Source organism: Microbulbifer mixtoriginis (SeqCode), from assembly GCF_052468275.1.
On the sequence record NZ_CP174341.1, the window covers coordinates 1,610,303 to 1,636,801 of the forward strand.

Annotated in this window: 22 protein-coding genes and 3 tRNA genes; 16 read left to right on the top strand and 9 right to left on the bottom strand. The window is 53.2% G+C overall.

All coding sequences use genetic code 11. The features are described from left to right. Positions 1–359 precede the first annotated feature (359 nt). Both ACJJIC_RS07010 and ACJJIC_RS07015 read left to right on the top strand, forming a co-directional pair. Positions 360–1,745: an MFS transporter gene (locus ACJJIC_RS07010; RefSeq protein ID WP_445356670.1), complete on the top strand. Its 1,386-nt coding sequence runs from the start codon at positions 360–362 to the stop codon at positions 1,743–1,745. A 524-nt stretch (positions 1,746–2,269) separates the two neighbouring features. After that, positions 2,270–3,430: an NnrS family protein gene (locus ACJJIC_RS07015; protein ID WP_444910399.1), complete on the top strand. Its 1,161-nt coding sequence runs from the start codon at positions 2,270–2,272 to the stop codon at positions 3,428–3,430. Positions 3,431–3,490: 60 nt separating this feature from the next. Here the strand turns inward: ACJJIC_RS07015 and ACJJIC_RS07020 are convergent, their stop codons facing one another. Both ACJJIC_RS07020 and ACJJIC_RS07025 read right to left on the bottom strand, forming a co-directional pair. Beyond that, a complete protein-coding gene (locus ACJJIC_RS07020; protein WP_444910398.1) occupies positions 3,491–3,913 on the bottom strand; it encodes a GFA family protein in 423 nt (140 codons plus the stop codon). Between the two features lie 75 nt (positions 3,914–3,988). After that, complete coding sequence (locus ACJJIC_RS07025) at positions 3,989–4,798, bottom strand: PhzF family protein (RefSeq protein WP_444910397.1); 810 nt, start codon at positions 4,796–4,798, stop codon at positions 3,989–3,991. Positions 4,799–4,969: 171 nt separating this feature from the next. On the opposite strand from ACJJIC_RS07025, the gene ubiM reads away from it, so the two are divergent. The 14 genes from ubiM to ACJJIC_RS07095 all read left to right on the top strand — a co-directional run bounded on the left by ubiM (position 4,970) and on the right by ACJJIC_RS07095 (position 18,319). Continuing rightward, the gene (ubiM, locus tag ACJJIC_RS07030) at positions 4,970–6,136 is read left to right on the top strand and encodes a 5-demethoxyubiquinol-8 5-hydroxylase UbiM (RefSeq protein WP_444910396.1); all 1,167 of its coding nucleotides are present in this window, start codon (positions 4,970–4,972) and stop codon (positions 6,134–6,136) included. Between the two features lie 274 nt (positions 6,137–6,410). Then, a tRNA-Met gene (locus tag ACJJIC_RS07035) sits at positions 6,411–6,487 on the top strand. A 39-nt stretch (positions 6,488–6,526) separates the two neighbouring features. Next, positions 6,527–6,603, top strand: a tRNA-Met gene (locus ACJJIC_RS07040). A gap of 40 nt (positions 6,604–6,643) precedes the next feature. After that, positions 6,644–6,720: transfer RNA gene (locus ACJJIC_RS07045), tRNA-Met, on the top strand. A gap of 136 nt (positions 6,721–6,856) precedes the next feature. Next, a complete protein-coding gene (gene rimP / locus ACJJIC_RS07050) occupies positions 6,857–7,321 on the top strand; it encodes a ribosome maturation factor RimP (RefSeq protein ID WP_252083179.1) in 465 nt (154 codons plus the stop codon). 42 nt (positions 7,322–7,363) lie between these two features. Next, the gene (gene nusA, locus ACJJIC_RS07055) at positions 7,364–8,866 is read left to right on the top strand and encodes a transcription termination factor NusA (protein WP_445356671.1); all 1,503 of its coding nucleotides are present in this window, start codon (positions 7,364–7,366) and stop codon (positions 8,864–8,866) included. Positions 8,867–8,930: 64 nt separating this feature from the next. Next, a complete protein-coding gene (infB, locus tag ACJJIC_RS07060; protein WP_444883900.1) occupies positions 8,931–11,804 on the top strand; it encodes a translation initiation factor IF-2 in 2,874 nt (957 codons plus the stop codon). Positions 11,805–11,894: 90 nt separating this feature from the next. After that, complete coding sequence (gene rbfA / locus ACJJIC_RS07065) at positions 11,895–12,290, top strand: 30S ribosome-binding factor RbfA (RefSeq protein ID WP_252083176.1); 396 nt, start codon at positions 11,895–11,897, stop codon at positions 12,288–12,290. A 3-nt stretch (positions 12,291–12,293) separates the two neighbouring features. Then, a complete protein-coding gene (gene truB / locus ACJJIC_RS07070) occupies positions 12,294–13,235 on the top strand; it encodes a tRNA pseudouridine(55) synthase TruB (RefSeq protein ID WP_252083175.1) in 942 nt (313 codons plus the stop codon). A gap of 144 nt (positions 13,236–13,379) precedes the next feature. Beyond that, positions 13,380–13,649 (top strand): 30S ribosomal protein S15, encoded by a 270-nt coding sequence (rpsO, locus tag ACJJIC_RS07075; protein ID WP_252083174.1) that lies wholly within the window; start codon positions 13,380–13,382, stop codon positions 13,647–13,649. Positions 13,650–13,912: 263 nt separating this feature from the next. After that, complete coding sequence (gene pnp, locus ACJJIC_RS07080; protein WP_444899944.1) at positions 13,913–16,036, top strand: polyribonucleotide nucleotidyltransferase; 2,124 nt, start codon at positions 13,913–13,915, stop codon at positions 16,034–16,036. Between the two features lie 139 nt (positions 16,037–16,175). Continuing rightward, positions 16,176–16,826: a hypothetical protein gene (locus tag ACJJIC_RS07085; RefSeq protein WP_444910395.1), complete on the top strand. Its 651-nt coding sequence runs from the start codon at positions 16,176–16,178 to the stop codon at positions 16,824–16,826. Beyond that, a complete protein-coding gene (locus ACJJIC_RS07090; protein ID WP_444910394.1) occupies positions 16,819–17,229 on the top strand; it encodes a GFA family protein in 411 nt (136 codons plus the stop codon). Before ACJJIC_RS07085 ends, ACJJIC_RS07090 begins: the two co-directional genes overlap by 8 nt. A 121-nt stretch (positions 17,230–17,350) precedes the next feature. After that, positions 17,351–18,319: a zinc transporter ZntB gene (locus ACJJIC_RS07095; RefSeq protein ID WP_444910393.1), complete on the top strand. Its 969-nt coding sequence runs from the start codon at positions 17,351–17,353 to the stop codon at positions 18,317–18,319. Positions 18,320–18,359: 40 nt separating this feature from the next. Here ACJJIC_RS07095 and ACJJIC_RS07100 read toward each other — a convergent pair whose 3' ends face one another. The 7 genes from ACJJIC_RS07100 to ACJJIC_RS07130 form a co-directional block, all read right to left on the bottom strand. Beyond that, positions 18,360–19,397 (bottom strand): endonuclease/exonuclease/phosphatase family protein, encoded by a 1,038-nt coding sequence (locus ACJJIC_RS07100; RefSeq protein ID WP_445356672.1) that lies wholly within the window; start codon positions 19,395–19,397, stop codon positions 18,360–18,362. A 432-nt stretch (positions 19,398–19,829) separates the two neighbouring features. Continuing rightward, positions 19,830–20,621, bottom strand: a complete 792-nt coding sequence (locus ACJJIC_RS07105) for an acyl-CoA thioesterase (RefSeq protein WP_444883905.1) — start codon at positions 20,619–20,621, stop codon at positions 19,830–19,832. Between the two features lie 89 nt (positions 20,622–20,710). Then, positions 20,711–21,523: a 3-methyl-2-oxobutanoate hydroxymethyltransferase gene (gene panB, locus ACJJIC_RS07110; protein WP_445356673.1), complete on the bottom strand. Its 813-nt coding sequence runs from the start codon at positions 21,521–21,523 to the stop codon at positions 20,711–20,713. 5 nt (positions 21,524–21,528) lie between these two features. Next, complete coding sequence (locus ACJJIC_RS07115; protein WP_252083166.1) at positions 21,529–22,215, bottom strand: deoxynucleoside kinase; 687 nt, start codon at positions 22,213–22,215, stop codon at positions 21,529–21,531. Positions 22,216–22,323: 108 nt separating this feature from the next. Beyond that, the gene (folK, locus tag ACJJIC_RS07120; protein ID WP_444903053.1) at positions 22,324–22,800 is read right to left on the bottom strand and encodes a 2-amino-4-hydroxy-6-hydroxymethyldihydropteridine diphosphokinase; all 477 of its coding nucleotides are present in this window, start codon (positions 22,798–22,800) and stop codon (positions 22,324–22,326) included. Then, on the bottom strand, positions 22,800–24,179 hold the full coding sequence (pcnB, locus tag ACJJIC_RS07125; RefSeq protein WP_252083164.1) for a polynucleotide adenylyltransferase PcnB: 1,380 nt from the start codon (positions 24,177–24,179) through the stop codon (positions 22,800–22,802). The genes folK and pcnB overlap by 1 nt, the downstream gene beginning before the upstream one ends. 856 nt (positions 24,180–25,035) lie before the next feature. After that, positions 25,036–26,427, bottom strand: a complete 1,392-nt coding sequence (locus ACJJIC_RS07130; protein WP_252083163.1) for a sigma-54-dependent transcriptional regulator — start codon at positions 26,425–26,427, stop codon at positions 25,036–25,038. Positions 26,428–26,499: the final 72 nt, after the last annotated feature.

Here is a 26,499-nt window from a genome sequence, read left to right on the forward strand (position 1 = left end):
AGGATTAAAATCCGAATTCTACTGCCTCGTTCTCACTGTGCCGTGAGATACCCTAATTCATTTCTGAGAGTAACTTTCCGGACTCACCTTGTTACATGGGTAAGTGTTGGTGATAAAACGAGAAGGCGGTATGAGAGAGAAGTGTAGAAATCCTGGGAAGAAAGTAGGAGACTATTGGTTGGCTACAGTTTATAAGGGGGTTTTCTCAGTAATATAGGACTTTGTTATCAGTAATTAGATCCCAGCTCTTAAAATGTCAAATTAAACCCTCTCCTTTAAAGTTTGAGATCAACTTTTTACTTCTAAAATTGTGAATAGATTGAGCCGATAAATTCAGCTATTGGCAGCCTGGAGTACCTATGGCAGCGGCAAAAGAGGCACTTTCAAAAAAGCAGATCATTGCTCTAACCGCATTAACCTTTGCGATTTTTCTAATCGCCAATGACTTTACAGCTTTCTCTGTGGCAATACCGGCTATGCAGAGACATTTCCAGGCAGATATTTCTACGATGCAGTGGGTAATTAACGGTTATGCACTGGTATTCGGTGTGTTGATTGTCACCGGAGGTCGCCTGGCTGATATGTTTGGGCGTCGCCGTCTGTTTTTTATTGGCAGCAGTATTTTTATTCTGTTTTCTCTATTGGGTGGCTTTGCGGTGAATGTCTGGATGCTATTGGGCAGCCGGGCGCTGATGGGGGTGGGTGGGGCCTTGATGTGGCCGGCAATTCTTGGGATGACCTATCAAATTATGCCAGAGGATCAAGCTGGACAGGCTGGTGGTTTGATTATGACAGTTTGCGGGTTTGCCAATTCGGTTGGGCCGCTACTCGGAGGCTTGCTTACTGATTTCCTTAGTTGGCGTTGGATATTTCTTATTAATTTCCCTATTGCGCTTATCGCTATGTTGATTAGCTGGCGAGTAATTGATGATGACAGTCCAGAAAAATCTGGTGAGCAGGTGGATTATGCAGGAATTATTTTCCTGTCGATTTCTTTATTAACACTCTTGCTGGCTCTGGATTTTGTTGTGGATATGGGCTTGAGTAGCTCCTTGGTTTTGGGGTTGCTTATCGTTTCTGTTATTACATTTTGTTCTTTTTCCTGGGTGGAGGCTCATGCGAGGGTAAGCCCACTCATCCCTGCGGATGTGGCAACAAATGGGCGATTTTTTACTGTGGGCATTACAACGCTGTTACTTTCCGTGATTTTTGTCTCGATGTTGCTTTATGTACCACAATTTTTAATAAAAGAATTAAAATTCTCCGCTGTCTGGTCTGGTGCCGGCTTGCTGCCAGTTATGATTACTTATGGAGTTGTTTCCTATGTTGCTGGCAGGCTCTATGCCATGCTTGGGGCCAAAGTGATTTTGTCAGCGGCAGCTATCTTTCTTGGCGGAGGGATGTTTTTGTTATCGAACCTCTTGGAGCACACTCGTTACATTCATTTAGTGCCAGGCTTAATTTCTCTAGGAATTGGGCTGGGTCTATTTTTTCCCACCATTACCACTGCTGCTGTTACTGCAGTGGGCCCTGATCGAGCTAGCCTTGCTGCAGCCCTGATTTTTATGTTTCAGATTATTGGTGGGGCGATAGGTTTGGCAATGAATACCACCATAGTATCCTTGGCCCCGAGTTTAGCCACAGGTATTGATCGTGCGTTTGTGGTCAATGCTTACTTGGCTTTATTGGCGCTGCTGGTATGTGTTCTGTTTGTACGAGGAAAGCCTGCAGATAACAAAATGTAAAATATAAATCCTAGTTGTTTAATTGTTGATATTTCGATGTTTATAAATTTTATCGATAGCCAGTGAGGATTCTTTGAATAAAATTGTTGGCTTACTAACTTAAAGTTGAACTTTAAGTTAGTGGTTTTTTGCTGGGGTTGCTTTTTTGTCAATCATTATTTGATTTTTTTTATGGGGAAAATGCCCGCTTTTTGTATAGGGTTATAAATTTTATAAACTATGCCCCTTGCCTATTAACTAATAGGGTTGATTGGGGGAAAATAAGCGGAGTGCTCAATTCTTAGAATGGACTCTCAGGTGTTAATTCACACTGTGATGAATCATCAGGCTGGCATTGCATTGGGCATTGAGTAGAAACGGGACTTATTGGTGCTGACCCCTTTCTTGGCTCCTGCGTTTAAATTGCTGATTTCGAAACAGTGATAATGGCGTTGTGCAGTGCGTGTTAACTGTGAATGGAGCCTTGTGAAGGCAAATACCTGCCCCGGGAGAATTAACCTCCCTTTGTTTAAGGAGAAAAGATTGTGATACCCATTGTCGACCGCGCGAGCGCGGAATCCATCGCCCCTTTCTGGCGCATGCCTTTTCGACCTTTCTTTTGGGGGGGTGCCCTGTGGAGCATGATCGCATTACTGATCTGGCAGGCCTCTCTGTCCGGTTGGCAGCTGCCCGCCCTACGTGTGGGGGTTGCCTGGCATTCCCATGAAATGTTGTTTGGCTTTGCCGCGGCAGTAGTGGTGGGCTTTTTGGGTACCGCCATGCAAACCTGGACCGGAATTCCCTCACCAAAGGGGACTCAGCTAATAAGCCTGGTGGGTTTATGGTTGCTGGCACGCCTGGGATATCTCTTTGCGGCGGTGCCTCTGTGGATGCCGGTCGTGGCCGAGGTGTCTTTCTTCCTACTGGCTGCATTCTTGTTAGGGGCGCGTGTACTGCGCACCAAGCAATGGCGCAACTTATTTGTGCTGCCGGCTATGCTGGCCTTTGCTGGACTGGCGGCCAGCCACTGGTTGTTACCCGCTGCGCAGAGCCGGGTGGCGTTGATGGCTCTGCTCTTGGTGACGGCGATTATTTTGGTGATTGGCGGCAGGGTTATTCCTTTCTTTACTGCGCGGCGCTTCCATTTGAGCCCGCGTGAGAAGTTACCCATTGTGGAATGGGGCACGCATATTGCGGTCGTACTCCTACTGCTTAGTGTGGCCTTGGATCTGCCCAAGATAGTTTGGGCATTGCTGGCCATTACCCTGGGTGTTTTGCAGCTGGTAAGAGTGTTGCGCTGGCATCCCACCAAGATCTGGGCGGAGCCCATGGTTTGGTCCCTACACCTCAGTTATTGGTTGGTGATTTTGGGTTGTTTTCTCGCTGCTTTGGCCTGGAGTGGAATCGCACCCGCTTGGCAGAGCTCAGCGCTACATGCTTTTGCGGTGGGTGGCATTGGTGGTTTGATTCTGGCTATGACCAGTCGTGTGAGTTTGGGGCATACCGGCCGTATTTTACAGGCGCCGCGTCTTATGCCGTTGGCGTTTGCCGCACTGGCGCTATCCGCCCTGGCCCGTATTTTCTGGGCGCCGGCTCCCAGTGGCTTTCTCGCTGCTATTGTTGCCTGGGTGCTGGGTTACTCACTTTTCCTGATTTACTACACCCCAGTTCTATTTCAACCCAGAGTAGATGGTCACCCAGGCTAAAACTTACAAAAGGTTGTGAGGTGCTGCTTTGCTTATTTGCAAGCGGCACCGTTGTTCCTTTCAGGGGGTGTCGGCTTTATCAACCTGGGGGAAACCATCGAGTTCTGGTACTTTGCCAAGGTCCTTGTCCCAATCGGCTTTACTGGCCATAAAAATATGTGCATTGGGTCTGATGGTTATAGGGCTGTTAAGGCTGCCAGCGGGCACTGCCAGTAATTCTGCTTCTTTGTCGGCAAAGGGCAGGGCGGACCCGCACTGACCGCAGAAGCTTTTTACGTGCCGGGTTGAGGGGAGTTTAAAGACTTTGATGAGTTCTTCCCCGTGGTTCCAGTGGAGCTTGGCCGAGGTGGAAAAGAGGCTGGCGGCATGGGCGGAACCAGTGTCTTTACGGCAGTGGTCGCAGTGGCAAAGGAAGAAGCTTTCAAAAGCCCCCTCCACTGTGAACTGGACTTCATTACAGAGGCATGAGCCTTTGTGATTCATTTTTTTTTCCATTTATTTTTTTGTGGCAAAGGATTTTTTGTGCGTGAAATCTGACGATCGTGCAGTGACTAAGAACTACTTGTCCTTTTCGACTACATCAATCACGCCGCTAAGGTATTGCACTGCGTTACCGGAGACGATCACTCGCTCCCCATCAAGCTGGCAGTGTAGCAGGCCTCCGCGTTTTGAGGCTTGGAAGGCTATCAGGTTTGATCTTCCCAGTTTTACTCCCCAGTAGGGTGCCAGTCCAGTGTGAATGGAGCCAGTTACTGGATCTTCATCACCGCCATTGGTGGGCCAAAAATACCTGGATATAAAATCGTATTGCCTAGATTGTGCGGTGACTACCACATCATAGGGAGCGAGTTTTGCCAGCCTGGCGGGGTCCTGCTGCAGCTGTAGGATATCCTCTTCTTCAGCGTAAATGGCAAAGTAGGCTTGATTGTTGCGCAGAACTTCTCTCGGTGTGATCGATAGCCCTTCGAGCAGGTCACAGGGAATGTTAGCTAATGGCTGTGGGGTGCGGGAGGGAAAATTCATAGCGATCAGGCCGTCCCCTCTATGAGTGACATGCATCTCACCGACTGCCTCGGCAAATAAATCCAAAGCTTTTAAATGTGGGTGCTTTCGAAAGACTACAAAAGCAGAGGCCAGGGTGGCGTGGCCACAAAAGTCGATTTCGGTTAACGGAGAAAACCAGCGGATATGATATTCGCTGTCGCTGCGTTTTTTGAGTAGGAATGCTGTTTCTGAGAGATTGTTTTGTGCGGCGATGGATTGCATCAAGGGCTCGCTGAGCCACTTTTCAGTAATGATTACCGCTGCAGAGTTGCCTCCAAATTGGGCGCTGGTGAAAGCGTCGACGATATCGATTTCTACCTGCATATACGATCCTTTGTATGTGTCTATTCTCTTGTTGCGCCTGCCTTGAGGTTTTCTGATTTGTATCAGTTGCCCCGCTGTTACTCCAGCATACAGTGAGCTTCGATCGGTCGATAACAAAAGTTATTTATCACAAGCAGAAATTGAAGTGGGATGTTCTAGGGGGGGGGGAGGATGCTGCACACAGATGTCGCGATTGTAGGGGCGGGCCCTGCGGGTCTGGCTTTGGCGCTTATGCTGGCTGCTCGGGATTGCAGGGTAACGTTACTGGAGCGCCAGGATGATGAAATGCTGGCGTGTCCAGCGAACGATGGGCGGGAAATTGCGCTCACTCACAAATCCGTAAGATTGTTGCAGTCTCTAGGAGCCTGGCAGCGGCTGAAGCCCGAGGAGCAGAGTTCGCTGCAGTCTGCGCAGGTGGTGGATGGCGATTCCCCCTCTAGTCTGGACTTCGATACTCGGGGGCGAGGTCCACTGGGCTTTATTGTGCCCAATGCTGCAATTCGGCGGGTGCTTTATGAGGCGGTGCGTGAGGATAGCAATATACAGCTGCTGCCTAATAGTAAGGTGATTGGCACACGTTGCGAGACGAGTCGGCGACTGGTACAGCTTGAGGGGGGGCAGGTTGTTACTGCGGCCTTGTTGGTGGCGGCGGACAGCCGCTTTTCTGAGGTTCGTCGTATGGCTGGGATTGGCGCAGATATGCGCGACTTCGGCAGGGTTGCGGTGCTAGGTCCGGTGCGCACAGAGCGGGAGCATGGTGGCGTTGCCCGGGAGTGTTTTCGCTACGGTTCAACCCTTGCTCTACTGCCAATGTCCGATGCGCAAACCTGTTCGGCGGTAGTGACGGTATCCGCCAATTGTGCCGAGGAAATGATGGCCTACAGCGATAGGGAATTTGCGGCCCATGTGCAGAGAGAGAGCGCTGGGGCTCTTGGGGCTGTTGAGGCTTTCACTAGGCGCCATTGTTACCCGCTGGTGGCAGTTTATGCCCATCGATTTCTTGCTGAGCGCTTTGCCCTGGTGGGAGATGCTGCGGTGGGGATGCACCCCGTTACGGCGCACGGTTTTAACCTGGGCTTGGCCGGCGCGAATACTCTGGCTAGCCAATTGCATAATGTAACGCGGCTGTATCAGCCGGCGGGGCTCTCCCTTGCATTGTCTCGCTATCAGGATCAGCACCGTTTGGATTCGCACCCTATTTATACCGGTACTAACCGGGTTGTGGACCTTTTCACCGATGATCGACTGCCAGCGAAATTATTACGCAGAGCGATATTGCGTATCAGTGAACATTTTCCACCGGTACGGCGTGCCATAGTGCACCAGCTCACCCGCTAAACAGCAAGGCTTGATGTGATGAATACACACAGGGCCGTGGCATTGGAAGTAAGAATCGGCATATGCAGTGGGCTGTATTTGCGGGATTTTCTTCCTTTTCTATACTGATCAGCGAGGTATATTCGAGGCTGTTCCCGACTGAAGGGGAAAACAAATGCCAATTGTGGCTTGACTCATGGGGACGCTAACCATAGAATGCGCAGCCTCTTGAGTGGTTGGGCTGGTCCCGCCGCAGGGAAACAAAGGTCAACCAGGCTTTGTTTCTCGGAGTTGTTGCGGGGTGGAGCAGCCTGGTAGCTCGTCGGGCTCATAACCCGAAGGTCGTAGGTTCAAATCCTGCCCCCGCTACCAATTTTGCTTTTAGCAAAAACTTTGATGTGCATTTGTTGTTGCGGGGTGGAGCAGCCTGGTAGCTCGTCGGGCTCATAACCCGAAGGTCGTAGGTTCAAATCCTGCCCCCGCTACCAATTTTGCTTTTCTATAAAAGCTTTGATGCGCATGTGTTGTTGCGGGGTGGAGCAGCCTGGTAGCTCGTCGGGCTCATAACCCGAAGGTCGTAGGTTCAAATCCTGCCCCCGCTACCAAATTTTGCATTCATGCATACTGGCTGCATGAATGTGCGGTCAAAGCCCCGTCAGGGGCTTTTTCGTATCTGCAAGAAAAGTTGCAGATAATTTTCGAAGTGGGCCGCAGGCCCATTTTTTGTATGTGGTGACGTAAATGGCGAGCAAACGCGAATTGCTGGAAGAACTTCTGGCGCCGGTGGTGGCATCGCTGGGGTGTGAACTGTGGGGGATCGATTATCAGACCCATGGTCGCAACGCGCTGCTGCGCATCTATATCGATTCTGAAAATGGCATAGGTGTGGAGGACTGCGAGAAAGTCAGTCGCCAGGCCAGTGCCGTACTGGATGTGGAAGACCCCATTAGCGGTAGATATACCCTGGAGGTCTCCTCCCCAGGACTAGACCGTCCCCTGTATAAGCTGGAGCAGTACGAGCGTTTTGCCGGTGCCCAAATCGAGGTGCGCCTGCGTATGCCGCTCGACGGTCAGCGCAAGTGGCGCGGCCTGCTGGCCGGTGTGGAAGGGGATGAAGTCGTTCTGCGCGTGGACAGTGAAAATGAATACCTGCTGCCGATCGACAGCATCGAGAAAGCAAATATTATTCCCCAATTTACCAAGTAACCTGTAGGAGCCTGAGCTCAGGCGATTTTGAGGCACAGTTGCATGAACAAAGAGATCTTGCTGGTAGCCGAGGCGGTATCCAACGAGAAGGGCGTTGACCAGGAGATTATTTTCCAGGCCATCGAAGCGGCATTGGCAACGGCCACGAAGAAGCGCTACGACGAAGATTCAACCATTGAGGTTATCATTGATCGTCGTTCGGGCGATTACGAGACTTTCCGCAGCTGGGAAGTAGTCGGTGATGAAGTTCTGGCGGAGCTGGGTACCCAGTTCACCCTGGAAGAAGCTCACGAAAAAGATGCTGACCTGAAAGCAGGTGACGTTTTCCGCGAGCAGGTGGAAAATGTAGAATTTGGCCGCATCGCTGCACAGACCGCAAAGCAGGTTATCGTGCAAAAAGTACGTGAAGCCGAGCGCGCCAAAGTTGTAGACGAGTACCGCGATCGCGTAGGCGAGATGGTCAGCGGCACTGTGAAAAAAGTGACGCGCGACTTTATTGCTGTGGACCTGGGGAATAACGCCGAAGCGCGCCTGCCCCGCGACCAGTTGGTTGGCCGCGAAATTTTCCGACTCGGTGATCGTGTGCGCGCAATTCTGTTGGAAATCCAGCCGGAAGCCCGCGGCCCTCAGCTAATGCTGAGCCGCTCTTGCCCGGAAATGATTATCGAATTGTTCCGCATTGAAGTGCCGGAAATCTCCGAGCAGGTAATCGAAATTAAAGGCGCGGCCCGCGATCCCGGCCTGCGTGCAAAAATCGCAGTAAACACCAATGACGGCCGCATCGATCCTGTCGGTGCTTGTGTGGGCATGCGCGGTGCGCGTGTTCAGGCAGTCTCCAATGAGCTGTCTGGTGAGCGTGTAGATATCGTGCTGTGGGACGAAAATCCGGCCCAGTTTGTAATCAACGCCATGGCGCCGGCGGAAATTGAATCCATCGTTGTCGACGAAGACACCGGTTCTATGGATGTGGCGGTAGCTGAGGAAAATCTCGCTATGGCTATCGGCCGCAGTGGCCAGAATGTTCGCTTGGCTTCAGAGCTGACTCAGTGGCAAATCAATGTCATGAGTTCCGACGAGTGGCAGAATAAGCAGGAGGCTGAATCCAGCTCCATCATGCAGGTGTTTATCGATCGCCTGGATATTGATGAAGATGTCGCCGCTGTACTGGTGGAAGAGGGCTTTACCTCCCTAGAGGAAGTGGCTTACGTGCCCATCGAAGAGATGCTCGGAATCGAGGGCTTCGATGAGGATATCGCCGAAGAATTGCGCGCCCGAGCCAAGGATTCCCTGCTCACCCAGGCCCTGGCCTCTGAAGAAAAGCTGGATGCTTCTGAGCCCCAGGAAGATCTGTTGAATATGGATGGTATGGAGCGCCACCTGGCCTTCCAGCTGGCCAGCCGCGGTATTTCCACGATGGAAGACCTGGCGGAACAAGCGGTGGATGACCTGCTCGATATCGAGGGTCTCGATCAGGGGCGCGCCGCAGCGCTGATTATGAAGGCGCGTGAGCCCTGGTTTGCCGACGATGATGGCGAGCAGGCTTAAACACACCGCAATAAGTATTACGTATAAGTAACCCCCTCCGACCAAGTGACTTTTAGGAGAGAGAATGGCCGAAGTAACAGTTAGCGAACTCGCCAAATCGGTTGGTGCCACCGAAGACCGTCTGCTCAAGCAGATGAAAGAAGCGGGTTTGCCTCACACCTCTGCGAATGCAGTGGTGTCAGATGAGGAAAAGCAGGTCCTGCTCAGTTTCCTGAAAAGCAGTCACGGGGAGCAGGGCGCTAGCCCACGCAAGATCACCTTGAAGCGCAAGACCACAACCACGCTGAAAACCGGCTCTGGCACCGGCCGTAAAACTGTAAACGTGGAAGTGCGCAAGAAGCGCACTTATGTGAAGCGTCCACAGGCTGAGCTTGAAACAGGAGCTGGTACCGAGAGCGCTGCCGAGGTGGAAGAGGCTCTTCAGGGCGCGGATGCTACTGCTATCACAGAAGCGGAAGCCAAAGCAGCCGCTGAAGCTAAAGCAGCAGCGGAAGCCAAGGCTGCCGCTGAAGCTGAGGCCGCTCGTCGCGCTGCTGAGGAAGAGGAAGCACGTTTGAAGGCTGAGGCAGAGGCGAAGGCCGCTGCCGAGGCAGAAGAGAAGGCTCGCGCGGAAGCTGCCGCAGCGGAAGCCGCTAAAGAAGCACAGAAAGCCGATAATAAGGCAGAGGGTAAACCCGTAGATAATGTAGCGAAAAAGGCGGAACCCGCCGCACCCATCCGCTCAACGTATGTAGACGATATTGAGGCGATGCGTATCGCCGCGATGGAGCGTCGCAAGCAGCAGGCTGAGCAAGAGAAGCGCGAGCTAGAAGAGAAGAAGGCGAAAGTAGAAGCCGACCGACGCGCCGCCCAAGAGAAAAAAGAGAAGGCTGCTCAGGCCTCTCAGGCTGCTAAGGCGAAGCCCACCAAAGCTACGGAAAAAACCGAAGAGGTTAAACCCTCTTTGCGCCGCAAGCTAGAAGCCGCCCCAAGCGAAGCTGCTCGTGCTGAGGACGAGCCCCGCAAGCGTCGAGGTCGTCGCTCCAAGTCCGGCCCGAAGAAGTCCAGCAAAACCTCTCTGTACGAGCAGGCACTGGAAGTATTTGAGGAAGATGAAGCCAGCAAGCGCAGCACGCGCTCCCTGTCTCGTCCGAATCTGAAAATTAAACCGACTCATGGGTTTAAACGGCCCACGGAGAAGCAGGTGTACGAAGTACAGTTGGGCGATACCATCACTGTCGCAGAACTGGCCAAGCAGATGAATGTGAAGGCTGGGGAGCTGATCAAGCGCCTGATGAAAATGGGCGAGATGGCTACCATCAACCAGAGCCTGGACCGTGAGACTGCACAGTTGATCATCGAGGAAATGGGCCACAAAGTCGTAATGCGCTCCGAGACCGAGCTGGAAGACAGCTTGGTGGCGCATGCCAAGGCTCAAGAGGGCACCGAGGTTACCCGCGCGCCGGTAGTAACCGTAATGGGACACGTCGACCACGGTAAAACCTCTCTGCTCGACTATATCCGCAAGACCAAGGTGGCTTCTGGTGAGGCTGGTGGTATTACCCAGCATATCGGTGCCTACCGAGTGAAAACCAGCCAGGGCGAGATCGCCTTCCTGGATACTCCGGGACACGCCGCCTTTACTGCCATGCGCGCCCGCGGTGCTCAGGCCACCGACGTGGTAATCCTGGTAGTGGCCGCCGATGATGGCGTTATGCCGCAGACCGAGGAAGCCGTGAATCACGCTCGCGCCGCTGGTGTACCGCTGGTTGTTGCCGTGAACAAGTGCGACAAAGAAGCCGCGGATCCCGATCGCGTGAAAAATGAGTTGGCTGCAAAAGACGTAATCCCAGAAGACTGGGGTGGTGACACTCAATTCATTAATGTATCTGCGCACACAGGACAGGGTATTGATGACCTCCTGGAAGCGGTGTCCCTACAAGCGGAAATGCTGGAGCTGAAGGCCAAGGTAAATGTACCGGCCACTGGCGTTGTGATTGAGTCCCGCCTGGAAAAAGGCCGCGGTGTTGTTGCTACCCTGCTGGTGCAGAATGGCGAATTGAAGCGCGGCGACATTATCTTGGCTGGTCAGAGCTATGGTCGCGTACGTGCCATGACCAACGAGCACGGCAAGCAGGTGAAGGAGGCTGGTCCGTCCACCCCAGTAGAGCTGCTGGGTCTGGATTCCACCCCGAATGCCGGTGACGAGTTCATGGTGGTTGCCGATGAGCGCAAGGCCCGTGAGGTGGCTGAACAGCGCGCTGACAGCGAGCGACGCGATCGTATGCAGCGCCAGCAGGCAGCCAAGCTGGAAAACATGTTTGCGGATATGGAAGCTGGCGAGCGCAAGGTGCTGCCGGTTGTTATCAAGGCCGACGTGCGTGGTTCCCTGGAAGCTATTCTGGGTGCACTGGCGGATATCGGTAACGAAGAGGTTTCCGTAAATGTAGTCTCCAGTGGTGTGGGTGGTATCGCCGAGAACGATATCAACCTGGCACTGACCTCTGGTGCTATCGTACTGGGCTTTAACACCCGTGCCGATGTTGCAGCGCGTAAAACTGCAGAGACCGAAGGCGTAGAGATTCGCTACTACAGCGTGATCTACAACCTGCTCGACGAAGTGAAGCAGGCACTGTCTGGTATGCTGGAGCCGGAAGTTCGCGAAGAGATTGTGGGTATTGCCCAGGTTCGCGATGTATTCCGCTCACCGAAGTTTGGCGCGATTGCCGGTTGTATGGTTACCGAGGGTACCGTTTACCGCAACAAGCCGATCCGCGTGCTGCGCGACAACGTTGTAATCTACCAGGGCGAGCTGGAATCCCTGCGCCGCTTTAAAGACGATGTGCAGGATGTGCGCAACGGTATGGAGTGTGGTATCGGGGTGAAGGACTACAACGACGTTAAGTCCGGTGACCAGATCGAAGTTTACGATATCGTCAAGGTTGCCCGCGAACTGTAAAGCGTTCCGGCACCTGGTGAAGGAAAACCCGCGCGGCTTTGGCCGTGCGGGTTTTCCTGTCTTTAAACCGCCATTCTCAATAGGTAAACAATGGCAAGAGAATTCCAACGCGCCGACCGCGTCGCCGATGCTATGCGTCGCGAACTGGCCCAGCTGATTCAGCAGGAAGTGCGCGACCCGCGTCTGGGCATGGTCAATATCAACGATGTTGAAGTCAGCCGTGATCTGACCACCGCAAAAGTGTTTGTCACCTTTGTGGGTGAGGACGACCGCAGTAAGATCAATACCTCGATGGAAGTGCTTAACAAGGCCGCAGGTTTTCTGCGCAGCCAGTTGGCGCGCGCCATCCAGATACGCACCATCCCGCGTCTGTATTTCCGCTACGACGAGACCTCGGTGCGCGGCCAGGAGCTCTCCGCTCTGATCGACAAGGCGGTGCGCGCCGATCGCAAGCACCAAGACGACAGCGACTCTAACGAAGATTGATCCATGGGCCGTAGACCAAAATGGGGCCGGCCGGTTCACGGCGTGCTGTTATTAAACAAGCCCGCCGGTATTACCGCCAATGACGCCCTGCAGAAAGCCAAACGACTCTTTTTTGCCAATCGCGCCGGTCATACCGGGGCCTTAGATCCACTGGCAACCGGTGTGCTGCCGATCTGTCTTGGCGAAGCCACCAAGTTTTCCCAGTACCTGCTCGATGCTGACAAGCGTTACCGCAGCACCTTTGTCTTCGGTATGACCACTGCCAGTGGCGATGCCGATGGCGATGTACTGGAAACCAAAGATGCTTCCGGTTTGACCGAAAAAGCAGTGCTCAAGGCCATGGAAGCCTTTCGCGGCAGCATCAAACAGGTGCCCTCCATGTATTCCGCCCTTAAGCACAAGGGGCAGCCTCTATATAAGCTGGCGCGCCAGGGCTTGGAAGTGGAACGCGAAGCGCGTGAAGTGGAAATTTTTGAGTTTGAACTGCTGAGCTTTACGCCGGGCGCACAGCCTCGTGCGGAAGTTGAGGTGCACTGTTCCAAGGGAACCTATATTCGCAGTATTGCCGAGGACCTGGGTCAAGCTCTGGGTGTAGGCGCCTATGTGGAGGTACTGCACCGCAGTGCCGCCGGCCCCTTCGATGAAGCCGACGCAGTGACCCTGGATGAGCTTACAGAAGAACGCGGTGAAGATAAGGCAGAAGTGCTTGATCACCACTTGTTGCCGATGGATTCTCCAGCGTCCTCACTGCCCAAACTCGTCCTGCCGGACGACTCTGGTTACTATGTGCGTCAGGGGCAACCGGTAATGGATTTGCAGGTCTACCGTATCGGTACAGAAGGTGATATGGTGCGCCTCTTCCTGGAAAACGGTGATTTTCTGGGCGTAGGAGAAATTACCGACGAAGGGTGCGTGGCACCACGACGTCTGGTAAGTGGCACTTGAGTGGAAGCTGCTTTTTGGTGAAAGCCAACATTCGGTAACCCGCAAGGTGCCCTCGCGGCGCAGCCGCATTCACGATTAGCTGGTCTGTAAATATGCACGGGCCAGCCGAATCTTTTAAAGCATATTACGACGAGGTAATTCGTTATGGCACTGTCTGCAGTTGAAAAAGCAGCCATCCTGAAAGAGCACGGCCAATCTGAAGGCGATACCGGTTCTCCGGAAGTCCAGGTGGCCCTGCTGACCGCTAACATCAACAAACTGCAGGGTCACTTCTCTGCGCACAAGCAGGATCACCACTCTCGTCGTGGTCTGATCCGCATGGTAAACCAGCGCCGTAAGCTGCTGGACTACCTGAAGCGCAAGGATCTGAATCGTTACGCACAGCTGATCGCCAAGCTCGGCCTGCGTCGCTAAGACCCTGGAATGCCCGCCTCTGGCGGGCATTCTTTTTTAATGCTTGCTGAAAAGTGGCCTTACTGTCATTTTTCAGAAGTCGCACTGCACAGGCCAGCGGAAAACAACCCGAGCTGGATGTGTAGTGTTTGCACCGGCCACCCCAGGTCGGTGGTGGCACATCCCCGTGCCGCCTCGGGTGAGGCTTTCGGAACTCTCTCCCGGGCAACTATGTAGGGGTTACTGGAATGGGCCAGTAACCGTAAGGAAATAGGAAAAAACTAGTGAATCCAGTAAGCAAAACTTTCCAATACGGACAACACCAAGTCACCATCGAGACCGGCCGCATCGCGCGCCAGGCAACCGGTGCTGCCCTGGTTAGCATGGGTGAGACCGTCGTCCTGTGTACTGTTGTCGGCGCTAAAGAAGCCAAGCCAGATCAGGGCTTCTTCCCGTTGTCCGTGCATTATCAAGAAAAAGCCTACGCGGCTGGCAAAATTCCCGGTGGTTTCTTCAAGCGTGAAGGCCGTCCGTCTGAAAAAGAAACCCTGACTTCCCGTCTGATCGATCGCCCGATCCGCCCACTGTTCCCCAACGGCTTTATGAATGAAGTACAGGTAATGTGTACCGTACTTTCCGCCGAAAAGGATATGGATCCGGATATCGCTGCCATGATCGGCACTTCTGCAGCGCTGTCTGTTTCCGGTATTCCTTTCGCAGGCCCCATAGGCGCTGCACGCGTGGGTTACACCCAGCAAGACGGTTACCTGTTAAACCCGGGTTATGAAGCTCTGAAGACCTCCGAGCTGGACATGGTCGTTGCCGGTACCAAAGACGCTGTGTTGATGGTGGAATCTGAAGCGCAAGAGCTGCCGGAAGACATCATGCTCGGTGCCGTACTCTACGCACACCAAGAGATGCAGGCCATCATCAAGGTTTGTGAAGAACTGAAAGCGGAAGCGGGCAAGCCCCAATGGGACTGGCAGGCACCTGCAGAAAATACCGAGCTGAAAACTGCCCTGGAAGGTCAGTTCGGCGAGAAGGTTGCCGAAGCCTACCGCATCACCAACAAGCAAGAGCGCAGCACCCGCCTGGCGGAACTGCGCAGCGAAGCCGCTGAAGCCCTGGCTACTGAAGAAATTAGCGCCGATTTGGTAAAAAGCTACTTCGGCAAGCTGGAGAAGAAACTGGTGCGCGGCGCTGTAGTGCGCGGCGAGCCCCGTATCGACGGTCGCGACAGCAAAACTGTACGCTCGATCGCAGTGGAAGTTGGTGCTCTGCCCAAGTCCCACGGCTCTGCGTTGTTCACCCGTGGTGAGACCCAGGCTCTGGTAGTGGCTACCCTCGGTTCCACTGGCGATGCACAGATCATCGACGCCCTGGAAGGTGAGCGCAAAGACTACTTTATGCTGCACTACAACTTCCCTCCCTACTCTGTAGGTGAAGCGGGTCGTGTAGGTGCTACCGGTCGTCGCGAAATCGGTCACGGCCGCCTCGCTCGTCGCGGTATCGCTGCAGTTCTGCCGAGCCCGGACAGCTTCCCCTACACCGTACGTGTGGTTTCCGAGATCACTGAATCCAACGGTTCCAGCTCCATGGCTTCAGTATGTGGTTCCAGCCTGGCGCTGATGGATGCGGGTGTTCCGCTGAAGGCACCGGTAGCCGGCATCGCTATGGGTCTGGTGAAGGAAGACGAAGGCTATGCGGTTCTGACCGATATCCTCGGTGACGAAGACCACCTCGGCGATATGGACTTCAAAGTAGCGGGTACCGCCTCTGGTGTAACCGCGCTGCAGATGGACATCAAGATCGAAGGTATTACCGAAGAGATCATGGAAACCGCTCTGGAGCAGGCCCTGCACGCACGTCTGCACATCCTCGCGGAAATGAACAAGGTGATCGACTCTTCCCGTACCACCGTGAATGAGAACGCACCGCGCTACGCGACCCTGAAGATCCATCCGGACAAGATCCGCGACGTGATCGGTAAGGGTGGTGCGACTATCCGCTCCATCACTGAAGAGACCGGCGCCTCCATCGATATCGAAGATGACGGCACTATCAAAGTCTTCGGTGAAGACGGTGAGAGCCTGGAAGCGGCGGTAACCCGCATCGAGGAGATCACTGCGGAAGCTGAGATTGGCGCTATCTACGAAGGTACCGTGGTACGCATCGTAGACTTCGGTGCATTCGTTAACTTCCTGCCGGGCAAAGACGGTCTGGTGCATATCTCCCAGATCGCTGAAGAGCGTGTAAATGCCGTAACCGATTACCTGAGTGAAGGTGAGAAGATTAAGGTTAAGGTGCTCGACGTTGACCAGCGCGGACGTATCAAACTGTCCATCAAGGAAGCCAAGGCTGACCAAGCCGCTTCCGAAGAGGCGAAACAGGGTTCCGAAGAGGCGTAAACCTCTCGAGCTGATGAAGCCTGAAAAAACCCGGCCCAGTGCCGGGTTTTTTTGTAGCTTTTCAAAGTGGCTTCACACGGAATAAAGGCACTTGCCCCAGGGATTTTTCGGTTAGAATTTGTCGAAAAAGGGGAAAATTTTGCACAACTACTGGCTTCTCGATGCACTCCTTGGTCTCGCTAGCCTACTGGTTGCCAACCAGTATTGGTATCTCACCCGCGCGCGCTTTCAATCGGCAGCTCTGATAATCGTGGCCGCCCTGATGATTATGGCCCTGGCCGCCCTGGTGGGCGCTTATCGCTATGGCATCGATCCCGGAGTGACAGAGCTGCATCGGGCACTTGCGCAGATCTCCGGTTTTGCCTCTTTCCTGTTGATCGGCATAGGTCTTGCCTGGGCACGTCTGGAAATCTCTTGGGGCCGAGATACTCGCGCGCCGGCTTATCTGGTAATGGTTTTGATATTGGCTGGGGCAATTGGTCTCGCGCAAAGTAGCAGCATGTCAGCCCTTACAGTGATCGACCTCTTTTCTACTGTGGGGCTGGTACTGTGGTTATTGGTAGCATTATTGGAGCTGATAGCGCCGCGCCGGCTCAAGCGCAACCAAGCCCTGGTAATTGGCGCTGGTGCACTGTTAGTGGTGTTCAATGGGCTCTTTATTGGCACCGGAGCTTCACGACTGTTGGGCCTTGCCCGTACTAATTGGTTCCACCTACTTCTTGCCCTCTCAATTTTATCCCTATTGTGGGCACGTCCATTATTTAATCTGGATCAATCTAATAATGAGTGAAGTTACCTTGCCACTGCAGGGCGGTTGCCACTGTGATGCTGTGCGCTTTCGTGCGATACATCGTCGCCAAAATGGAGAGCCGCTGGTGGCGCACGCCTGTAATTGCTCTATGTGCGAAAAGGTGGGTTACTTACATCTGATCGTACCTGCGGCAAACTTCCAGCTGGAGCGGGGAGAGGAAGCCCTCACTTGTTACACTTTTAATACGGGTGTGGCAAAACACTATTTTTGTCGTCATTGCGGTGTAAAGCCCTTTTACATACCGCGCTCCAATCCCGATGGTTACAGCCTCAATGCGCGTTGTCTCGATATTGTGCCGCAGGAATTAGAGGTCGAGCCATTTGATGGGCAAAACTGGGAACAGAATGCTGCCGGATTAGCGCACTTGAGTCAGGCCGAGTAATCCGTATGCGTTATGTCTGGATGTTCTTGTAACTTAATTTTGTTTGTTGGGTGAGGTTTAAGAGCGCTCCTATGGGGTGCAATTTTTTAAATGAAAGTTCAGTAAATGGAAGTCTATGTCCATGGAATCTGAGCACGTTCGTGCAACCTTGCTCGATCGAAATGGATCGGGCCGAGAAGTGGCTTGGCCGGAGGTGGAGTCTTGGCATCCCCGCCAGGGGGTGTTGTGGCTCCATTTTGATAGTGCTTGCGAAGAGGTTTTAACTTGGATAAGCGATAGTAGTGAATTGCCTACTGTGGTTAAAGAAGCATTGCTGGCCAAAGAGGTGCGACCGCGTACCCTGGCTGTAGGTGATGGATTATTTCTAGCTTTGTGTGGAGTCGATCCAAAGCATAAAGCACGGAGAGAGAGCCGGGTCTCTATTCGAATATGGGTGGAAGAGAATCGTGTCATCAGTATTGGTAAGAGACGCCTGTTGGCCGAGGAGGATTTGATCTCCCGGTTGTGCAGTGGTTGTGGGCCACGGGGGACAGCGGCATTGGTAGTGTCCCTGGCAGATTTACTCGTGCTGCGTATGGGAGACCGGGTTGATGACTTTGAGGAAAAGGTCGATGAACTTGAGGATCAATTACTCGAATGGTCGGTGAAAGATCTGGGGGCGAACCTGGTTCAGTTTCGTAAGAGGACAATAGCATTGCGCCGATACCTCTGCCTACAGAGGGAGGTTTTAACTCGTATGCAGCAGGAGTCGGCTCCCTGGTTTGATGAAGGGAGCCATATCCTACTAGCGGATATTAATGAGCGCCTGCAGCGGCATATCGATGATATAGATACAATTCGTGAACGGGCGGCAATTGCTCAGGAGGAACTACTAAGCCGTAGCTCCGAACAGCTGAATAGTCGTATGTATGTATTGTCGATGGTTGCAGCAATTTTCCTGCCTCTGAGCTTTTTAACTGGATTGTTTGGAATTAATGTTGGTGGGATTCCATGGGCTCAAGCTCGAGAGGGATTCTTGGTATTTTGTATTTTGTTAGTAGCTGCACTTGCCGGACAAATCGCCTTTTTTTATTGGAAAAAATGGCTCTAAGGCTCCCTCCACGTTGCAGTGGAAGGAGCCCTTTTAGGGATTAGTTTTTAACCCAGGAAAAATCTACAAAAACTGGGTCGTGGTCGCTTAACCCAGAATAAGTTGCAGAACCGATAAAATAATCAGTGACTTCCAGTGTGTAGTTGGGATTATTGTTGATGATTACTACATGGTCTGTGTCATTTTGTAGCTCATCGGAGCAGGCTTCCAGGCTGGTGTCATTGCCAGAGAGCATATATTGGCAGGCGTGCTTACCGCCGGTTTTTTCGAAAAAGGCCTTCCAGGTTTGGTAGTTAACGCCGCGCCAGCCATCATCATTTTCATCGAATGCCATATTGAAGTCCCCTGCCAAAATAACAGTGGCATTATTTGAGTGGGAGACAATCATATCGGCGATTTGATCAAGTTGCTTTGCCTTGGCGTTTAGGTCGGCATCTTGATGGCCCGCATCCATGTGGGTGTTATAGATATGCACATGATAGTTCTCCGTCACTTCAACGTTGGCCACGGTGAAACCTTTCTCGGTATCACAATCGTTGCCTGAGCATTTATCAAAAGTTTCCTCTTCATAAGTGGCAAAGGAATAATCGTTATCGTCGCGATTGTCCCGGTCAAAGGGGAATTTGGAAAAAGTCAGCAAGCCGTTACCAAAAGAGGTGCCGCCACCTTTCCAGTGTTTTGAACGATAGGGAACCGTATCGTTGCTCAGCTTGTCATCGTCATCCAGGTAGTTGGCTTTGGTTTTACTCCACACCTCCTGCATTAACCAGAGATCCTTGGGGTCATCATTAAAAGTGCGAATAATTTGTTTGAAATCTGACTTACTGTTGCCACCAATACATTGTAAAAATCCATCCATGTTATACACCATCATGTCAAATTTGCCTGAGTTGGCATCTTCGAAGCTGGTGTCACCATACTCGTAGCCATCCAGATCTTTTGAGCCCGTGTCATCCACATCATCGATAAATTCGAACCAGTTGCATGAGGTGATCGCATCCCATACATCCTCAAAATCTGCCGCACTAGCGGGATAGCTGATCAGTAGAGCAAGGGATATACAGATTTTTCTTATCATTTTTTATTCTCCATGGTTCTTATCGCCGGTGGATTGAAATTAAAAAGGCGTGGCCTTTTTGTCTCGGTCTTTGATTTTTCGAGGGTGGGATAATGGATAGCGTAGATTACAAATTGGAGTAAGGAAGGTTTTTTTTATTTTATTTTTTACTTTAATTGACGTTAATTTGTACGCTTTGCCAGGAAAATACTCAGCGTCAGAAAAGTTAGACACTAACAGGTCGGTCAGTTGAGATTATCCTGACAATAAAGCGGCGCCTGCTACACGATTGTTCACAGGTTTTTCTGCGTCAGTATTTTCTGGTTGGTAATTAAGTAAAGAACCTAGTCGCAGAGCACTTTCTTTAACTTTATTAGAATATGGCCCTGCGTGGTATTGGGTGTGGTTTCTATATGGCGCGCCTAAAAGAAGGGAAGTCAGTAGTGAGTTTGCTTAAGCAAAAATAGTCACCATTTGCCGGGATAAAGCGACGAGTCTGCCCGCGTTATCCCAAAGGCGCGCCTGGATCACCGCATAGCCATCTTCAGCCTGCTCCACCTCTGCCAAATATTGCCACCAGTCCGACGCGCTGCGTTGTGGTAGCGGTTCCATCAGCTCCAGCGTCCAGGTGAGCGAGCTGGCCGGTGCTGGAACTTTTAGCATCGGTAGAGTAGCTGGTGGCCAGGCGTCGATGAGTGTGAGTAGATGGCTAATGCCTACAGTAGATTCGCTGCCATCTTTGAAACGCACCCAACCACCCAGTTGCCGCTCCGTGGTGCCGCTGAAGGGGAGTTGGCCACGAGCGATGCGATAGTCATATTTCTGAGTGAATTCTGGCACCACACCCTCGATATAAGGTAGGGCGATACATTTATCCGGGCTGGCAAACTCAGGAGCGGCAGGGGTGTCGACTTTAACGGAGGATTCCCTGCCGCTGCCAAAACTGGCAAGTCCAGCGAGTACAGTCGCGTTATTTTGCAGTAATTGGCCCTGCACCTGGGTGACAGAGCGGCCTGCGCGCAGTAGCTGCGCTTCGACTTTTACCGCATCCGCGCTAACCGGGCTGACGAAGGAGAAGGTGAGTGAGCGTAAACTGCTTTCTGCAATCACCTCCGCTGCCATTTTCTCATAGAGCATGGCAGCAACCAGGCCGCCAAAAGTAGCGCGGCCCTGGCTCCAGCCTGTCGGTACCACATTGGCGCCATGTTTATCGCGCCAATCAAGGAGAAGTTCATCAAAAGTCATAGTGTTACCGCTGGGAGAGCGGGCTTTGTGCAGTCCGCGGGAGGAGGTGTCTGGGCCACTGCACTGTCGTTAAGTGGCCCCGTAGAAACTTAATTGAAAGTGTGGCTGTCTTCTGGGAATACGCCGAGTTTAACGTCCCCTGCATACTTGCGCAGGGCACCGGGGATATCGCCGGCCTCCACTAAAAAGTTCTTGGAAAATTTCGGCGGCTGTTCGGTAAGGCCGAGGATATCGTTGATAACCAGGACTTGGGCATCGGTATCGCGCCCAGCGCCGATGCCGATTGTCGGCATGGAAACTGATTCTGTGATGCGTTTGGCCAGGGCGCTGGGCACGCATTCGAGCACGAGCAGATCGGCGCCAGCCTGATCCAGGAGGATCGCATCTTCCAACATTTGTTCGGCGTGCTTTTCGTCGCGCCCCTGAACCCTATAGCCGCCCAGCTTGTGAACGGACTGAGGAGTGAGCCCCAGGTGAGCACAAACCGGGATACCGCGGTCTGTCAGCATTTTGACTGTGTCGGCAAGCCAGGCGCCGCCCTCAATCTTCACCGTATGGGCGCCAGCCTGCATGATACGAGTGGCGTTTGTGAGCGCTTGCTCCGGTGTGGCATATGTCATAAATGGCATATCACCCATGATCAGGGATTTTTTATTGCCCCTTGCCACTGCTTCCACGTGGTAGATCATCTGTTCCATGGTGACCGGCACTGTGCTGTCGTAGCCCAATACGGTCATACCGAGGGAGTCGCCTACCAGCACGGTTTCCACGCCGGTTTTCTGCGCCATGGCCGCCATGGGCGCATCGTAGAGGGCGACGGTAATAAATTTCTCGCCGTTCGCTTTCATTTTGCGCAGGGTTTGCACGGTAACGAGCTTTTCTAATTCTGAAGGTGCATACATAGCGGTTAACTTCCCGGGTTGTAGTAATGACGGCCCTTGGTGACGGTGAGCATATACTCCACCAGTTGTTGGTAATCCTCGGGGCTATCGACGATATCGATTTCCTCACTGTTGACAATCAACAGCGGTGAGCTGTCGTAAAAGTGGAAAAATTGCGTGTAGGCGTCGTTGAGTGTGGCCAGATATTCGGTGCTGATAACGCGTTCAGCTGGGACGCCTCGATTGCGGATACGAGCCTGCAGGACTTCCAGTGGGGCCTGTAAATAAATAACCAAGTCGGGCTTGGGGGCCTCTAGTGTGAGGTGCTGAAATACCTGTTGGTAGAGCGCGAGTTCATCCGCGTCCAGCGTGACTTGGGCAAACAGTTGGTCTTTCTCGATAAGAAAGTCTGCCACCCGCACGGGTTCAAACAAATCATCCTGGCGCAGGGCCTGAATCTGTTGAGAGCGTTGCAGCAAAAAATGTAACTGGGTGGGTAGTGCGGCGTTTTTGGGGTCGCGATAGAAGCGCTCGAGAAAGGGGTTTTCCTCGGGTAGCTCCAACAGAGTGTCGTAATTGAAGGTACAGGCCAGTTTTTTGGCGAGGGTAGTTTTGCCCACTCCGATATTACCCTCAACGGCAATAAATTTCGGTGGCGTTCTCTCCGGCTGGCCAAACTCACACGAACTGGTTTCGCTGTTGTCGATAACCACGTGTTCGACTCCTCTGGTTGGGGCGTCTTCCCTGATGGGTTACAGGCGCCAAAATACTATCAAGCGGGGCGGCCAGTCGAGTATTTTTAACGCTGTATTTGAGGTTGTTTAGAATTTCTCCAGGCGGTTTTGTGGGCAATCCTGCAGCAACTGTTGCAATAGCTCCCCCGATGGCAGTTGCAGTTGTGGATCGAGCTCAGCGAGTGGCTGCAGTACAAAATTGCGCTCAGCCATACGCGGGTGCGGTACCTGCAGACGCGTCTCGTCTAATTGCTGTTCGCCAAACAATAAAACATCCAAATCGAGGGTTCGCGCTCCCCAGCGCACCGAGCGCTCGCGCCCGTGAGCCTGCTCAATCGTTTGCAGCTGGTCGAGTAACTCAATGGGCGTTAGTGCGCACTCCAGCTCAGCCACGGCGTTGACATAATCTGGCTGCTCGCCAGGGCCTATGGGCGCACTGTGATAAAAGCTGGAGCAGCGCAGCAGGCGGCAGTCGGGGATTTCCTCCATGGCCGCCAGGGCACTGCGCAGCTGCTTCTGTGGCTCAGACAGATTACTGCCGAGCCCGATAAAAACCCTTTCCATTATTCGGCAGCCTTTGGCTTGCGTCGGCGTCCGCCACGGGAATTGCGGCCACGTCGATTGTTGCCGCCGCTGCGCTGGAGTTTGCGTACCATTTGCTGGCGTTGTTCATCATCGGCTTGCTGAAAGTCGGTCCACCAGTTGCCCAGACCGGGTTCAATTTCTCCACACTCTTCGCGCAATAGCAGGAAGTCGTAAGCGGCGCGGAAGCGGGGGTGCTCCAGCTGGCGCTGGGCGCGACTGCCGCCGCGTTGTGGCAGACGATGCTGGAGATCCCATATCTCGCGCATGGGGATAGAGAAGCGCTTGGGAATAGCGGTGTGGGCCAGTTGGTTACTGGTAATTTTTTGAGCCGCCTGGGCCAGTGCCGGCGCCGGTGGAATCCCTTTCTCGATGAGCTTTTTCTGCTCCTCGTCCACAGCCGGCCACAACAGGGCCGCGTATAGGAAGGCGGGGGTCACGCGCATATCAGCCTGGATGCGCTGGTCGGTATTGCGCAGGGCGCGCTTTGTCAGCTCCAGTGCTGCGGGGTTCTTTTCAATTTGGGCTGCATTATCTGGGAACAGGTGCTGCCACAGATGATAGCGGCGCAATAGTTCGAAAGTGCGCTCGCCCTGGCCGCTCATCAGCAGTTTGAGGATCTCGTCAAACAAGCGCGCGGGGGCGATATTGCGCAATAGAGGAGCCAGCTCTTTTAGCGGGGCCTCGGTAGCGGGTTCGATGGCAAAATCCAGTTTGGCTGCGAAGCGCACCGCACGCAGCATCCGCACAGGGTCTTCTTTATAGCGGGTAGCGGGGGCCCCGATCATGCGGATCAGGCGATTATTTATGTCCTCAACCCCCCCGGTGTAGTCGTGAACAGCGAAGCCATCGGTGGTGTAATAGAGAGCATTGACTGTAAAGTCGCGGCGCATGGCATCGCTTTCCAGGTCGCCGTAGACGTTGTCGCGCAGCAACATACCGTGTTCGGATTGTTTTGCTTCGTGTGTCTCGCCATCGCTGTGGTGGCCCCGAAAAGTGGTGACCTCAATAACCTCGCGGCCAATACGCGCGTGCAGGATTCGAAAGCGCCGACCGACAATGCGTGCGCCGCGAAACAGTACTTTAGCCTGTTCTGGTGTAGCGTCAGTGGCAACATCGAAGTCTTTGGGGTGGCCGCCGAGCATTAGATCCCGCACGCCCCCCCCGACAATGTACGCTTGGTAACCTGCTTCCTGTAGGCGTTTCATGACCGTTAGGGCTGCGCGGCTGATATCCCGGCGGGAGATATTGTGGTCGTTGCGGGCGATAACCCTGGGGCCTTTCTTGGCCGGCTTGCGCCAGCGTTTGATACTACTAATCAAATTATTGAGCATACGGCTGTCTGTCTTGACTGCTGCCATCTGTTGGTGACCGAAAATGCCCTGTTGGTGCTGAGGCCACATCTCCGGTGGCGACAGGCATTACACCTGCACTTTCCTCCCCAACGGAGTTGGGGCATGTTGTTGCACTACTGGGGCCTCTGTACCTGGGCGGGCCCAGGGGGCGAAGTCCAAAACAGGGGGCGGCAATGGCATCTGCTGTCAGTGTGGAGGACTCGCTGGCGCGATTCTAACACACGCAAAGCAATGCGCCCGCAATCTGCGGGTGCCGGAAAGTTGGGGAAAAGTTTGGGAATTATTATTACAGGTATGAAGGCAGCGGCTTCCTTGCGCTCTTAATTTGCTATCAAGCAAACACCCTCTCCCAGGTATAAATCAGTCAGTTTGCAACGCGCTTGTTGTTATTTTTATTCTTCTTTCGAAATTATTGTTATTGTTTATTGTTGTTCTTGCGGTTTTGGCCACTCATTGCTTTTGTTATCGGCCGCCCCATTATTTTTATTGTGTTTCGCCCACTTATTTTGAGTAGTTATAGGGCTTTTAACGGTCATTTATTTTTATTGTTGGCCGTTTTTAATTTTTGTACTAAGAGTAAAGCATTTAGTGTGCCAACTTTTAAAAATCCTTATAAATCAATAAGTTACAATCTTTACGAAAATTGATGGAACTTTTCCGGGTGCCATTGCGTTACGTAAGGTGCGGCAACTGTTACTTGAGGTAGGTCTTGGGTAACACTTCCCTCTGTTAGCGGTGATGTAACAAAGTGGGACATCGGTCACGGACGTGGCTAAAGCCTGTTGAAGAGAAGTTTAAGGGGCTACTTGTTAAGGAAATGTGGTGTAGGTGAGGGAGGGGGCTCAGCCCCCAAGAAAGTTGATCAGGCTTCGGCAACCGCGCTGCGGCGGGTTTTCTTGCGGGGAATGCCCAGTTTTTGGCGGCGCTCCCACAGGCACTTGCGGCTGACCCCCAGCTTTTTCGCCAGCTCGGTCTCGCTCATGGTGTCCTGATGCTCGATTACGAAGCGAGCGAAGTAGTCCTCCAGCGAGAGATCCTCGCGGGGATCGGTATGCAGGCTGCGCGGGCGAGGCTCGCCGATGGCCTCCTCCACGGGGACCAGGTCCAAGTCTATATCTAGGGTTTTGTGGTCGATTTCCCGGCTGTCACGGTCGGTGAGGATGACCGCGCGTTGTATGGCGTTCTCCAGCTCGCGAACGTTACCAGGCCAAGTGTACGTGGTGACTGCCTGAACTGCCTCGGGAGAGAGGCGCAGCAATGGGCGCTCAATTTTGGTGCAGAACTTTTCGAGAAGGTGCTCTGCCAGTGCAAGGACATCGCGGCCGCGCTCGCGCAGCGGTGCCAGAGTCATCTGCACCACGTTGATGCGGTAGTAAAGGTCTTCGCGGAACTTGCGTTCAGCGGCGAGTTGACGCAGGTTACGGTGGGTGGCGGTAACCAGCCGCACATCCACTTTGTGCGACTCGATAGAGCCAATTGGGCGCACCTCACCCTCTTGTATCACTCGCAATAGCCGTGCTTGAGCCTCTAGCGGGAGTTCACCGATTTCATCGAGAAACAGGGTGCCGCCATCAGCGGCGGCAACCAGTCCCTCACGGGCACTCTGGGCGCCGGTAAAAGCGCCCTTTTCGTAACCAAACAGCTCCGATTCGATCAATGTCTCGGGAATGGCGGCACAGTTGACGGAGATCAACGGCTTGCCAGCGCGGCGGCTCTCTTCATGGATAGCTTTGGCCACCAGCTCTTTACCGGTGCCGGTTTCTCCATGCACCAGTACGGTGGCGTCTGTGGGTGCCACTTTGTGAATGCGCCTGTAGAGTTCGCGCATAGCCATGCTGTCGCCGATCATTCCGGCGATAGTGCCTGGGTTACTTTTATCCAAAGGCGCTTGGGCGCGACTTTGTTCGGCCTTGCCGATGACGCGGCGCACGGTGGCGAGCATCTCGTCGTGATCGAATGGCTTGGCGATATAGTCCGCGGCGCCCATGCGCATGGAGTCCACAGCGGAGCGCAGGCTGGCGTAACTGGTCATGATCAATACCGGTACTTCACCGGCATGTTTGAGCAAGTCGGTGCCCGGTGCACCGGGTAGGCGCAGGTCTGAGATAACCAGGTCAACTTCATTGACCCGGTGCTTACTAAGGGCCTCCCTAACTGAGCCCGCCTCACTGACCTTATATCGGTGCCGCTCTAACAGTTTGCGCAGCGCCGTTCGAATAATGGCTTCATCTTCGACGATCAGGATGTGGCTCATATGTTACGCCTGGTTACAAAATGCTCAATAAACGCCTAGTTTTACCCGGCCGCCGTTTCGATGCAACTCAAA

What these genes read in the sequence shown, in the direction of transcription:
- ACJJIC_RS07010 (WP_445356670.1), top strand. Translation starts at nt 360, where the DNA reads ATGGCAGCGGCAAAAGAGGCACTTTCAAAAAAGCAGATCATTGCTCTA.
- ACJJIC_RS07020 (WP_444910398.1), bottom strand. Translation starts at nt 3,913, where the DNA reads ATGAATCACAAAGGCTCATGCCTCTGTAATGAAGTCCAGTTCACAGTG.
- ACJJIC_RS07025 (WP_444910397.1), bottom strand. Translation starts at nt 4,798, where the DNA reads ATGCAGGTAGAAATCGATATCGTCGACGCTTTCACCAGCGCCCAATTT.
- ubiM (WP_444910396.1), top strand. Translation starts at nt 4,970, where the DNA reads ATGCTGCACACAGATGTCGCGATTGTAGGGGCGGGCCCTGCGGGTCTG.
- rimP (WP_252083179.1), top strand. Translation starts at nt 6,857, where the DNA reads ATGGCGAGCAAACGCGAATTGCTGGAAGAACTTCTGGCGCCGGTGGTG.
- nusA (WP_445356671.1), top strand. Translation starts at nt 7,364, where the DNA reads ATGAACAAAGAGATCTTGCTGGTAGCCGAGGCGGTATCCAACGAGAAG.
- infB (WP_444883900.1), top strand. Translation starts at nt 8,931, where the DNA reads ATGGCCGAAGTAACAGTTAGCGAACTCGCCAAATCGGTTGGTGCCACC.
- rbfA (WP_252083176.1), top strand. Translation starts at nt 11,895, where the DNA reads ATGGCAAGAGAATTCCAACGCGCCGACCGCGTCGCCGATGCTATGCGT.
- truB (WP_252083175.1), top strand. Translation starts at nt 12,294, where the DNA reads ATGGGCCGTAGACCAAAATGGGGCCGGCCGGTTCACGGCGTGCTGTTA.
- rpsO (WP_252083174.1), top strand. Translation starts at nt 13,380, where the DNA reads ATGGCACTGTCTGCAGTTGAAAAAGCAGCCATCCTGAAAGAGCACGGC.
- ACJJIC_RS07090 (WP_444910394.1), top strand. Translation starts at nt 16,819, where the DNA reads ATGAGTGAAGTTACCTTGCCACTGCAGGGCGGTTGCCACTGTGATGCT.
- ACJJIC_RS07095 (WP_444910393.1), top strand. Translation starts at nt 17,351, where the DNA reads ATGGAATCTGAGCACGTTCGTGCAACCTTGCTCGATCGAAATGGATCG.
- ACJJIC_RS07100 (WP_445356672.1), bottom strand. Translation starts at nt 19,397, where the DNA reads ATGATAAGAAAAATCTGTATATCCCTTGCTCTACTGATCAGCTATCCC.
- ACJJIC_RS07105 (WP_444883905.1), bottom strand. Translation starts at nt 20,621, where the DNA reads ATGACTTTTGATGAACTTCTCCTTGATTGGCGCGATAAACATGGCGCC.
- panB (WP_445356673.1), bottom strand. Translation starts at nt 21,523, where the DNA reads ATGTATGCACCTTCAGAATTAGAAAAGCTCGTTACCGTGCAAACCCTG.
- folK (WP_444903053.1), bottom strand. Translation starts at nt 22,800, where the DNA reads ATGGAAAGGGTTTTTATCGGGCTCGGCAGTAATCTGTCTGAGCCACAG.
- pcnB (WP_252083164.1), bottom strand. Translation starts at nt 24,179, where the DNA reads ATGGCAGCAGTCAAGACAGACAGCCGTATGCTCAATAATTTGATTAGT.
- ACJJIC_RS07130 (WP_252083163.1), bottom strand. Translation starts at nt 26,427, where the DNA reads ATGAGCCACATCCTGATCGTCGAAGATGAAGCCATTATTCGAACGGCG.